This is a genomic window from Stieleria maiorica (assembly GCF_008035925.1).
Classification (GTDB): domain Bacteria; phylum Planctomycetota; class Planctomycetia; order Pirellulales; family Pirellulaceae; genus Stieleria; species Stieleria maiorica.
In genome coordinates, this window is sequence record NZ_CP036264.1 from 2,017,419 (window position 1) to 2,029,704 (window position 12,286).

Annotated in this window: 6 protein-coding genes; 5 read left to right on the top strand and 1 reads right to left on the bottom strand. The window is 60.5% G+C overall.

Annotated elements, in window-relative coordinates:
• Positions 1-209: 209 nt before the first annotated feature.
• The 5 genes from Mal15_RS06830 to Mal15_RS06850 all read left to right on the top strand — a co-directional run bounded on the left by Mal15_RS06830 (position 210) and on the right by Mal15_RS06850 (position 10,900).
• Positions 210-4,049, top strand: coding sequence for an efflux RND transporter permease subunit (locus Mal15_RS06830; protein ID WP_233903320.1), 3,840 nt, complete (start codon positions 210-212; stop codon positions 4,047-4,049).
• A gap of 284 nt (positions 4,050-4,333) precedes the next feature.
• Positions 4,334-4,975: a uracil phosphoribosyltransferase gene (gene upp / locus Mal15_RS06835; protein ID WP_147867075.1), complete on the top strand. Its 642-nt coding sequence runs from the start codon at positions 4,334-4,336 to the stop codon at positions 4,973-4,975.
• A 430-nt stretch (positions 4,976-5,405) separates the two neighbouring features.
• Positions 5,406-7,847 carry a PSD1 and planctomycete cytochrome C domain-containing protein gene (locus tag Mal15_RS06840; RefSeq protein ID WP_147867076.1) on the top strand — a complete coding sequence of 814 codons (2,442 nt, stop codon included), beginning with the start codon at positions 5,406-5,408 and terminating at the stop codon, positions 7,845-7,847.
• A 14-nt stretch (positions 7,848-7,861) separates the two neighbouring features.
• Positions 7,862-9,313: a DUF1501 domain-containing protein gene (locus Mal15_RS06845; RefSeq protein ID WP_147867077.1), complete on the top strand. Its 1,452-nt coding sequence runs from the start codon at positions 7,862-7,864 to the stop codon at positions 9,311-9,313.
• A 171-nt stretch (positions 9,314-9,484) separates the two neighbouring features.
• On the top strand, positions 9,485-10,900 hold the full coding sequence (locus Mal15_RS06850) for a sulfatase family protein (RefSeq protein ID WP_147867078.1): 1,416 nt from the start codon (positions 9,485-9,487) through the stop codon (positions 10,898-10,900).
• A gap of 251 nt (positions 10,901-11,151) precedes the next feature.
• Here the strand turns inward: Mal15_RS06850 and Mal15_RS06855 are convergent, their stop codons facing one another.
• Entirely contained in the window at positions 11,152-12,231 is a 1,080-nt protein-coding gene (locus Mal15_RS06855; RefSeq protein ID WP_147867079.1) for a hypothetical protein, read from the bottom strand.
• Between the last annotated feature and the right edge of the window lie 55 nt (positions 12,232-12,286).

A 12,286-nucleotide genomic window follows, 5' to 3' on the forward strand; every position in this document is an offset into this window, starting at 1 on the left:
ACGGCGCGCCGGAAAAGCTTCGCGGACCCGGACGACCCGACGGTATGATCGCTCCAGACGGGCAATCGGGCGCCGCTTTGAAGTAGACCCCGGCGGCCGAAGCGGCTATTTTCTCGATTGAATCTTTGGGCGGAATTCATTGGGCCAGTCACGGCACCGGAATACTTGCGTCGCCCGTCTCTACCCAACCAATCGGAAATCTACCCCCTATGCCAAACCCCCAGCAAGAACAGGGCCCGATGGAGCGGCCATTGCTGGAGCGTCGGACTCCGCTGGGAGTTTCCGTCGCGCTGGTCGTGCTGTTCGGCTTCTTCTTTTTGGTGCCGTTCGCGTTTCGCTCCGCGCGATTGAGCCTGAACAAGAAAGAAAACGACATCAAGGATTGGCTGCCCGCGGATTTCGTCGAGACGGCCGAACTGGAGTGGTTCGCGGACCATTTTGCCGGCGAAAGTTTTGTCATCGCGACCTGGCCGGGGTGCACCGAAGACGACCAACGGCTGAAACTGCTGGAATCCAAGCTGCGGCACGAATCGAGCGAGTCGGACCCGGCCGAAGGGATCGCCGATCCCAAGCTCGCCCAGGACTATCGGTCGGCCAAGGAATACGGCGTTCGACTGGGGTTACTGCCCGCATCGCGCAAGCTGAATAACTGGGGCGGCAAGAACGAGAAATGGCTGACGACCGCCGACGGCAAGTGGTACTACATCACGCCCAACGGTCATCTGCATCGTTGGGAAGGTCGTTCCAATGGCCCGGCCGGACTGATTCGTGGCATTAAGCGTTCAATGGGGACGCACGAATTGGAGGGCACCTTCGTGGCCGCGTTTGGCCCCGAAGACGGCGAGCGAGCCAACCCCTTCCACAACGATCCTTCCTTGCTGTGCGCCCCCATGTTCCGGTCAGTGGAAACCGGCGTGTCGCTGGTCAAGGAGTTGTCCAAAGAGGGCGGACTGCTCTGGCCGGTCGACTTTACCGATCAATCACGGCGCCCGATCGTGGCCCGTCGCCGGGCGATGGAGCGGTTGACCGGTTCGCTGTTCGCCCCGGCGGTTCCTAATGAATTTGCCTGGACCGCGGCGGCGTTTCGCGACGAGGTGCCGAGCGACCAACGCGACGACATTCCCGAGAATTTCGAGGGAATCGTCGAAAAAACGCTCGCCGAATTTGCCGACGAAAACCTGGATGGCGAGCGGGAACGGCTGGCGACCAGCGAGACCGAAACGCAAACCGATGCTTGGTACGCGGTGTTTGATGCAGCTGGATTGAAGCCGCCGCCACGTCAGACCTGCTTGCTGATCACGCTGACCGACATCGCTCAAGACAACCTGTCACACGCCCTCGGCCGCGGCGTCTTGGGGGCCCCGCGCGGCCGCTTGCTGGAATTGGCGCACGACTCGGGAATCCAACCCGCCGCGCCCCCATCGATGGCCCCGCCGCCCTTCAATCGAACCGAAGTCGAATCGCTGGCCGGTGCCCCACCACTGCGTTTGGGCGGCCCACCGGTCGACAACATCGCGATCGATGAAGAAGGCACGGTGACGCTGGTCCGGTTGGTCGGCTACAGCATCTTGGTCGGCGCGCTGCTTTCCTACCTGTGTTTCAGCAGCTTCAAGATCACGTTGATGGTGTTCATCGTCGGCGGTTCGGCGGCGATGCTGTCCATGGCGGTCGTCGGATGGACGAACGGCCAAGTCGATGCGATTTTGATGAGCATGCCGTCGCTGGTCTATGTGCTGGGACTCTCCGGTGCGATCCACGTGATCAATTACTACCGCGACGAAGTCCGCAAATCGGGGCGACGTGGTGCAGCCGGTCGCGCCCTCCGGCATGCGATGTTCCCCTGCTCGCTGGCCGCATTGACCACGGCGATCGGGCTCGGGTCGTTGTACACCAGTAATCTGACGCCGATCAGCAACTTTGGACTGTATTCGGCCATCGGCGTGATCGCCACGTTGGCAATCCTGTTTACCTACCTGCCGGCGGCGCTGCAGACCTTCATTACCGAATCACATTCCGAACCGGAAACGCCGTCGCTGGAGCGGCGCGAGGACAACGACGAACCCAAAGAATCGTGGTTGTCGGACCGTTGGGCGGACGCGGGCGCCTGGATTTGCAGACGCCATCTGCTGGTGACCGCCGGCTGCCTGATCCTGTTGGTCGCCGCCGCGATGGGGCTGCCCAAGATCAAGACGTCCGTCCAGTTGCTGAAACTGTTCGACGAAAATGCACGGATCATCCGCGACTACGCTTGGCTGGAAAGCAATTTCGGCAAACTGGTGCCGATGGAATTGGTGCTGCGTGTGCCGCCGTCGATGCAGCTTGAAACCATCGCCGAAGCGGCCGCGGCGACCGAGTCAAACGGCTTGGCCGACGTGGCATCAGCCGACGGCTCTGACCCTGAAACGACCTCGGCCGATTCCGCGTTGCCACTGAATGTGTTGGAGCGGGTCGAAGCCGTCGCGCGGGTCAGCTCGGTCGTGCACCGAACACTCGGCGAACCAGGGTTGGACATCGTCGGATCGACGACCGCCGTCAACACATTTTTGAAACCCCTGCCCGGCGTGACCAACAGCTGGAATCCGGTTCGATCCCAGTACATCACCGAATTGAACCAGGGCCGTGCTGAATTGCTCGCCAACGACTATGTCCGCTTGGAAAAAGCTGGTCCCTACGCGGGCAGCGAACTGTGGCGGATCAGTTTGCGGGTCGGGGCGCTGGCAGACGTCGATTACGGGCAATTCATCAAGACGCTGCGTGTTTCCGTCGAACCGGTGCTGCGTGCCTATGACACTCGCGAAGAGCTGCTTGACAAGATCGCGGCGGCCGATGCGAGCGGCGGGAAACAGCCCGTCATCGTGATGCTGGGCGCCCCGCGGCCGAGTCCGCTGGCGGAAACCGAACTGGTGGACTTGAGCGACGATCCAGATCTGGCCAGTGAAGATCGGATCCGAACGCGTTCAATCTATCTGTCGGTGTTGGAAGAACTACTCCGCGGCGAGCGATTGCGCGAACCGATTTGGGTCGACCACCTCTCGACGGAAAAACCGATCGATATCGGCGGCGAGCGTTGGAACAAGGTGATCGACATCGCGGATGTCGTCGTCTGGGTGGGCGAAGATCCGGCCCCGCGGGCCGCCTTGGCCGACGCCAAAACCTTGATCGACGCGCAAGGGATTTTCGCCAAATCGATCAGCCATGAATTGATCGACGATACGATTCCCGAAGTGGCCGGCTCGGGCGCGATGCAGGTCGTTTACACGGGAGTGGTCCCGGTGGTCTACAAAGCCCAGCGGACGTTGTTGGGCAGCCTGGTCGAATCGATCGCATTGGCGTTTGTTTTGATCTCCGTCGTGATGGTGGTCTTGCTCAATCCGGCTCGCACGCCGCTGCGAATGCTGGGACCGGTCAGTTTCGGTTCGGGGCTCGGTGCAGGCGTCGTCTCGATGATCCCCAACATGTTCCCCGTCTTGCTGGTGTTCGGGTTGATGGGGCACTTTGGTCGGCTGGTCGATATCGGAACCATGATGACGGCATCGGTCGCGATGGGCGTGGCGGTCGACGACACCATTCACTTCCTCAGCTGGTTCCGTTCCTACTTGGATCGCGGCTTCGATCGCATCAAGGCGGTGGAAATGACGTACCGTCGTGTCGGGCCGGCGATGACGCAAACGACCATCGTCGGCGGGCTCGGCCTGTTCGTGTTCGCCCTCTCGACGTTCACGCCGACACAGCGATTCGGAACGTTGATGCTGGTGTTGCTGGTCGCAGCCCTGGTCGGAGACCTGATCTTGCTGCCCGCATTGCTGGCCGGTCCTTTTGGAAAACTGTTCCGACCACGCGTCGGATCCAAGGGCGCTTCGGGTGTCAGCGACGATGAATTGGCGCTGCTGCAACCCGACGGCGACGGCCCCGATGGCGGCGCGTCGCAACCCGTCGAAGACGAACCCGCCGCGGCCACGTTGGCGATCGACAAAGAATCGCTGCCGAGTCTGAAGCTGCATTCGCCCTCTCGCCGAACCGATCGGCCGCACCGGATGAAAGGCCGGTAGCAGTCCGCTGCAGCTTGGTTTTCGGGTAGTGGACGAGGCGACGAGTTCATTCGCAGTGCGAACCGCAAGGACTCCTCGCGTCGTCCACGACGAATTACCCGATCCCGATGAGGGCTAACGAATGGATCCCACGGATGGCAAAGCGTACCCACGGATGAGACCACAAGAACTGGCGGGAAAAGGCGTGCACGAGGCCGCGCCGGTTCGAGCCGGTGACGTCGAATCGGCTACACTACGACCTCCAACTGCCTGACCAATCAGCTCGGCTTCGGGAGACGCAATCGGTGAGTCTAGTCCAGCGTGTAGAACATCCACTAATCGACCATCACCTGTGCCGAATCCGTGACGCGGCGACGCCGCCGAGTGAATTTCGTGCCGCGGTCAACCGTCTGTCGATGATTCTGGGGGTTTCGGCAACGGTCGATCTGGCGACACGTCCGAAGCGGATCACCACACCGATCTGCGACACGACAGGGTACGAGTTGTCGGTTCACGTGGGAATCGTTCCCATCCTGCGCGCCGGCTTGGGCATGGTCGATCCGATTCTGGAGTTATTGCCCGACGCCTCGGTCTGGCACCTCGGGCTGTATCGCAACGAAGAAACGGCCGAACCGGTCGGGTACTACGACAAACTGCCTCGCGAAAACGCCCCCAACATCGCGCTTGTGGTCGATCCGATGTTGGCGACCGGCGGCAGCATCGACTTGGTGATTCGGCGGCTTCAGCGCTGGGGAGTGGACGAAATCCGCGTGCTCAGCCTGATCGCGTCGCAGCCGGGGATCGATCGCGTCGGGCGAGACTTTCCCGACGTCAAACTGTTCGTCGCGGCGATCGATCCGGAATTGAACGAGCGTTCGTTCATCGTCCCCGGACTCGGCGATGCGGGCGATCGAATCTTTGACACCCCGCAAGGGGAGGGCCCGTAGGCTCGCGCCAAACGGCTGATAATCGTTTGAGATCAGCCGGTTCGCGCTAGCGCGAGCGGCCCTTAACTTAACGGCATTGAAACTTTGCCCCGCGCCGACCTCGGAGAGGACGGTGACTGTACACCCCAATCGAAAATAAAGCTGCGGTAGACGACGCGTGCAGCGGCCCTGGGAACAATGCTCAGGCATTTTGAACCCATTCTCATTGGAATCCGGCGGGGGATTGGGCCACAATGGTAAACTGTACATCCCACCGTGATGCCGAGTGCCGGTCTGCCGCGCGTTTGCCCCGCTGGCGCGTCTCGATTGTGACGACCTCGCTCGGCCGCCCCCAGATTCACGGGGCGAGCCTCCACCCCCCCCGCCTCGAATCAACCGCCACTTGGGCTGACACCCTCGTGGGAAATTGCCCGCCCCCGGCGAGACCATTATGAAGCCCCATTGTGAGTCCGTTTTGAAAATCAGCCTGCTGATCGCCGCCGCGTTGACCTGCCTGTCGGGGCCGATGGTCCGTGCGGCGACCACGAAAATTGACTTTCAAAAACAGATCCAACCGATTCTGGCAAAAAAATGCTACGCCTGCCACGGCCCCGATGAAGCGGAAAGCGGGTTGGAATTCACCAGCCGCGATGCGGCGCTGGCAGAAACCGAATCGGGCAGCTTCGCCATCGTGCCGGGCGAAGTCGATGCGAGCCTGTTGATCGAGCGGATCACGACCGAGGACGAATTCGAGCGGATGCCTCCCGAAGGTGATCCGGTCACCGAAGAAGAAGCCGCATTGCTGCGCGAGTGGATCGCCGCGGGCGCCGAATGGGAAAATCACTGGGCGTTTGAACCGCTTTCCGATCCGACGCCGCCAGAAGTTGCATCGGCCGAGTGGCAAGCCAATCCGATCGATGCATTCATCTACGATTCGCTCTCCAACGCCAACTTGAAGCCCAACGGTCCGGCAGGCAAACGTGAATTGATCCGCCGCGTCTATTATGACCTGACGGGTTTGCCGCCGGCCAAGGCCGAAGTTGACGCTTTCGTCGCCGATGATTCGCCGCAGGCATTCAAACGGGTGACCGAACACCTGCTCGATTCACCGCACTACGGCGAACGCTGGGGACGTCATTGGTTGGACCTGGTTCGCTTTGCCGAGACCAATTCCTTTGAACGCGACGGCCCTAAAGCGAACGCGTGGAAGTTTCGCGATTATGTCATTCGGTCGTTCAACGAAGACAAACCGTACGACCAATTCATCCGCGAGCAGCTTGCCGGTGACGAATTGGATCAGGTGACCAAAGAGACGTTGACGGCCACCGGGTACTATCGACTAGGCATCTGGGATGACGAGCCCGCCGACGAACTTCAGGCGCGTTTCGACGGCCTGGACGACATCATCCTGACCACCGGCCAGGTGTTCTTGGGATTGACGATGAACTGTGCCCGATGCCACGACCACAAGATCGATCCGATCCCGCAGAAAGATTACTACAGCATGCTGTCGTTCTTCGAGGACCTCACGCCCTACGCCAGCCGCAGCGATCTGAACACGTTCAGCCAGATCGACGTCAGCTCGGACGAATTGCGAGCACGCTATGCCGCCAACGACCAGCAACGTCGCTCGATCGAGCAACAGATGCAGGAGATCGAACAAATCGGGATCGCAAAGATGTCCGCCCCCGATCAACGCGCCACCGAAGGAGCCAAACGCGATCGCAACCGTGTCTTGAACGAAAAGCTGCAGGCGAATTTGACCGACCAGCAATGGGACCGATACCAGGAACTGAAAGAGCAACTCAAGGCGAACGCCAAAGAGTTGAAGGCGTTGCCCGAACGCGAACGAGTGATGGGATTGGCGACCTATCGCAAGATCGACGAGCCGACGTATGTGCTTTATCGCGGCAGCCCCCATTCGCCCAGCGATGAGGTTTCGCCCGCGTTCCCGACCCTGTTCGAAGACGCCCCGCCGGCGTTGCCCGACACCGAATCGACGACCGATCGTTCCGCCGGACGCCGACGCATTCTGGCCGATTGGATCGCCAGCGAAGACAACCGTTTGACCGCCCGCGTGATCGTCAATCGGATTTGGCAATTCCATTTCGGGCGCGGCATCGTTCGCAGCAGCAACAACTTCGGACAACTCGGCACCCCGCCGACGCACCCCGAGCTGCTGGACTTCTTGGCCAACCGGTTCATGCAAGACGGCTGGAGCATCAAGAGTATGCACCGGCTGATCCTGTCCAGCCGCGCCTATCAAATGTCCTCGCAAGGCAACGAGACGTCGTTGGCCGCCGATCCCGACAATGAATTGTTTTGGCGGTTCGATCCGCGACGTTTGAGCGCCGAAGAGATTCGTGATTCGATGCTTGCCGCCAACGGCTCGCTGAACACCGCGGTCTATGGGCCGAGCGTTTATCCGACGCTATCACCCGAAGTGCTGGCCGGCCAATCCAAACCCGGCAGCGGTTGGGGCAAATCCAGCCAACGCGACCAGAATCGTCGCAGCGTCTACATCTACGTCAAACGATCTCTGTTGACGCCGATGTTGTCCGCGTTCGATTTCCCCGATCCCGACCAGACGTGTGAAGCGCGATTCATGACGCTGCAACCGGCTCAAGCCCTTTCGCTGCTCAACGGTGACTTTGCGGCCCAGCAGGCCGCCAAGCTGGCCGACAGCGTGGAAGCATCCTCAGACGACAACCGCGAAATGGTCCGCCGTGTGATCCAGGCCGTCCTGGCCCGCGATGCGACCGACGCCGAGATCGCCGACGGTGATGCCTTGGTCACCCGCTTGCAAACACAACACGAATTGGACGCCGCGCGGGCCAAGACGCTGTATTGCCTGAGCGTGATGAACTGGAACGAATTTTTGTTTGTAGACTGACTGACGGAACTGAAATGAAAAATCAAACGCGAAACTTTTGCGGCCGAACGCGTCGTGAGTTCCTCTGGCAAACCGGTGGCGGCTTCGGCGCCGCGGCACTGTCATCGATGCTCTCGCAAGACGGCTTTCTGTCGGCGTCGGATTACGTCAGCGGTGCCAACCCCTTGGCCGCACGACCGCCGCACTTCGCCCCCAAAGCGAAAAGCGTGATCTTCTTGTTCATGTATGGCGGCCCCAGCCACATCGATACCTTCGATTACAAGCCCAAGATGACCGGCATGGACGGCAAGACCGTCGATGTGAAGACGTTCGGCCGCGGCGGGCGCAAAAGCGGCGGTCGGATCGTCGAACCGCGTTGGGAGTTTTCTCAGTACGGGCAATGCGGCAAGTACGTCAGCACGCTGTTCCCCAACTTGGCCAACCACGTCGATGACATCGCATTCTTGCATTCGATGACCGCGGATTCTCCGATCCACGGTTCGGCGATGCTGATGATGAACAGCGGAAAAATCCTCTCCGGCAGCCCCGCACTGGGATCCTGGGCGACCTACGGCCTGGGTTCGGTCAACGAAAACCTGCCCGGTTATGTCGTCATGCTGGACCCCAAGGCTGGCCCGATCAGCGGCGCAAAGAATTGGAGCAGCGGCTACATGCCGGCGACCTATGCGGGAACCGTCTTCCGCACCAAAGGTGCACCGATCTTGAATCTGGATCGCCCCAAAGGCATGTCGCAAGACGTGCAACGCGAGTTGATCGATTCGATCCAAACTGCCAACCAACGGCATATGGAAACCCGCAGCGACAACGATGATTTGGCATCTCGGATCGCCAGCTATGAACTCGCCTATAAAATGCAATCGGCTGCCCCCGAAGCCGTCGACTTGTCGACCGAAGACCAGCGGACGCTGTCGATGTACGGGATCGATCGCGAAGAGACCAACGACTTCGGCACCCGTTGTCTGATCGCCCGTCGTCTGGTCGATCGCGGTGTTCGCTTCGTCCAACTCTACAGCGGCGGGGCACACAACGACGACAACTGGGACGCCCACGGCGACTTGGAACTGAACCACAATCGACACGCCGGACGAACCGACCTGCCGATCGCGGCGCTGTTGACCGACTTGAAACAACGCGGAATGTTGGACGAAACACTGGTGGTTTGGGGCGGCGAATTCGGCCGCCAGCCGACCGCCGAATACGCCAAAGGCTCTGGACGCGACCACAATTCGTTCGGGTTCACGATGTGGATGGCCGGCGGCGGCATCAAGGGCGGCATGTCGTTCGGGACCACCGACGAACTCGGCTCGGCCGCCGTCGAAAACCCGCTGCACGTCAAGAACATGCACGCGACCGTGTTGCACCTGATGGGACTGGACCCCAACCATCTGTCGTACTTCTACGGCGGACTGGAACAAAAACTGGTCGGCGTCGAACCCGTCGATCCCATCCACGAAATCATCGCCTGATCTCCACTCAACCGTAGCTACCTTCGCCAGAAGGTGGATCCCCCGGGGGCCACGCTCTGGCGAGCGTAGCTACATCAAAGTCGCGCTGTCCAGCGAGACGACAAGCCACCTCGTGATGAGTGTGAAAGCCTCCTCACTCCCGACTCCTCACTCCCGACTCCCGCAACGCCCATGAAACTCCTCCCGCTGCTCGGCCTGCTCGCCATGTTCTTCGCGGGCTCCACCCATGCCGCCGCACCGCCCAACGTGTTGGTGATCTTGGCCGATGACTGCACCTACAACGATCTGCCGATGTATGGCGGGGAAAACGCCAAGACGCCGAACCTGGATCGCTTGGCCAGCCAGGGGCTGACGTTCAACCGGGCCTTCTTGTCCGAAGCCATGTGCCAACCGTGCCGTGCCGAACTCTATTCGGGTCTGTACCCGATGCGCAACGGTTGTGCTTGGAACCACTCGGCCAGCCACAGCGACATCGAAAGCATGCCCCAGTACCTGGGCGCGGCGGGGTATCGCGTCGGACTGGCCGGCAAGGTTCACGTCCTGCCACGCCAAGCGTTTCCGTTTGAATCGGTCGGCGGCTTCGACAAAAACTGCGTCCGCGACCCCACGCAGCAGCACCAGATCGCCCCGGCCGCTGAATTCATGTCGCGAAGCGACGACCCGTTTTGTCTGGTCGTCGCACTCGTCGAGCCCCACGTGCCCTGGGTGATGGGGGACGCCAGCGCCTACCCGCCCAAATCGATCAAGCTGCCGCCGAACATCGCCGACACGCCGGAAACCCGCCGCGCCTTCGGAGCCTACCTGGCGGAAATCACCTACATGGATTCCCAAGTCGGCCAATTGCTCGACACGCTCGATGCGACCGGCAAGGCCGATAACACGCTGGTGCTGTTTTCGTCCGAGCAAGGGTCGCAGTACCCGGGCAACAAATGGACCAATTACAACACGGGCGTCCACACCGCGCTGATCGCGCGAATGCCCGGCATCATCCAGCCAGGCAAGCGGACCGACGCCCTGGTTCAATACGCCGACGTCTTGCCGACGCTGATGGATTTGGCAGGCATCGAACACGAGGCGGAATTGTTCGACGGCACCAGCTTTGCCGATGTCCTGCGCGGTCAAACCGACCAGCATCGCCAGTACGTTTATGGCGTGCACAACAACGTCCCCGAAGGCCCCCCGTACCCGATCCGATCGATTAGTGACGGGCGATACCACTACATCCGCAACCTGCAGAATCAAAACCTGTACATCGAAAAACATTTGATGGGAATCAAAGGGAACGGAAAACTGAACAACATCTATTGGCAGACGTGGGTCTTTGAATCGTTCGATAACGAAAAAGCGTTGCGGCTGATCCAGCGTTATCAATTGCGTCCGTCGGAGGAATTGTTCGATTTGGAGAATGATCCCTACGAGATGAACAATCTGGCCGGCAGCTCCGGTGTCGCCGCGATCCAAACGAAGCTGAGTGGCCAGCTGGACGCTTGGCTTGACCAACAAGCCGATCCGGGAATCGAGCAAGACACGGTCGAAACCCACCGCGCCGCCAAGCAAGGCAACCACCGCTTTCGCCCCAAGCGGTAGGCTGAAGATTCTCTCCCACTGGGAGAGACGGCGTTTGCGCAGCAAGCAAACGCCAGAGAGGGCCCGCGTCTTGCGAAAGTCTTGGCGACTTCCGCTACGATCAAATCCTCTACCGTACGAGGGCCCCTCCGGGCCGTCGCCTCCGAAACGTACGATGGCCCTTCCGGGCCGTCGCTCGGTTGTCTTCGACAACCGGATAAACCAATCCTCGAAGTCGCCTAAAGGCTAGACACCAACACTCGCGAGTAACCTCACTCCCCCGCCGGACTCGCCAGCGTTGCGAGCCGCTTGCTCGTTCGCCGCTTCCAGATGAATCCGTCCAGCACGTAGTGTGTGATTTGCGGGACGGCCAGCAGCGGCACCAAGACCACTTCGACCGACTGCAGATTCCACGGCGCACCGAACAGCCACTCCCGCTGGTGCCAGACCCCGCGGTCCCACACCAGTTCTTCGACGTAGGCCAGGATCCAAATCAAGCCGACAAACCGCGACAATCGCATCGCCACACCGGGTAGCGGTCTTTGTTGGCTTTGTGCGGCACTCTGGTGGTACCAATAAACCAGGACCATGTACGGAATGCCGTGGATGATCACGTTGGTCACGGTGAACGCATAATCGGAATTGAAGGTAATGATTCCGATGTACCAACACAGAGCGGTGGTCGCCACGACCAGGTCCTTGCCGGGATTGAATTTTCGCTTTGCCCCCGCCAACCAGATCGCTTTGCCGACGTAAGCTGCCATCGCGGACCAATAGACCGGCGCCAGCCACGCCGACCAGTCCAGCGAAAACGATGCGAAATCATCGGGCCGAAACCACCAGAATTCACGCGGCAGATGACTGTGCCAATAGACCAGCGGATACACGGTCGCCAAGTAGATCGCCGACGTGTCGATCCAGCGACCCCAGCGACTCGTTTCACCGCCCTTGCTGCGATACAACGCCACCCAACCGTATTGTTGGCGGATGAAATGAAAGACGGCCAGGTAGGCCAGGCAACGCCAAAATGCATCCACGCTTTCCGAATATACCGCCCAGCTGATGGCGAATGCCAAGGCCGGCGTCAACGTGTACAACCATGGTCGCCGGGCGAGTTCGTCGCGGTCGAAATAAACGCGGAACCCCGTTGCATAAACGTGGGCAACATCGATCAGCAAAATGGCGACGACCCAGGCCCAACTGGGCGTGTCCTGATGAAGCCAGCCGAAGACACCCCCGATCCCGAGCATCGCAAAGGCTAACAGCGCACTGCCGCCGAACGTCATCAAGTCGACCGACCGGCTGAACAGCCAAGGGATCGGTCTTGCGGCAGTTCCACTCGGTGTCGGCATGGGTAACTAACGCGACAGTGCCACTTTGACGTAGCGTCGCTCGATGCGAGCGTGG

Excerpts from the sequence above, each read along its gene's own strand:
- Mal15_RS06830 (WP_233903320.1), top strand. The coding sequence starts at position 210 with ATGCCAAACCCCCAGCAAGAACAGGGCCCGATGGAGCGGCCATTGCTG.
- Mal15_RS06845 (WP_147867077.1), top strand. The coding sequence starts at position 7,862 with ATGAAAAATCAAACGCGAAACTTTTGCGGCCGAACGCGTCGTGAGTTC.
- Mal15_RS06850 (WP_147867078.1), top strand. The coding sequence starts at position 9,485 with ATGAAACTCCTCCCGCTGCTCGGCCTGCTCGCCATGTTCTTCGCGGGC.
- Mal15_RS06855 (WP_147867079.1), bottom strand. The coding sequence starts at position 12,231 with ATGCCGACACCGAGTGGAACTGCCGCAAGACCGATCCCTTGGCTGTTC.
- Mal15_RS06840 (WP_147867076.1), top strand. The coding sequence starts at position 5,406 with ATGAAGCCCCATTGTGAGTCCGTTTTGAAAATCAGCCTGCTGATCGCC.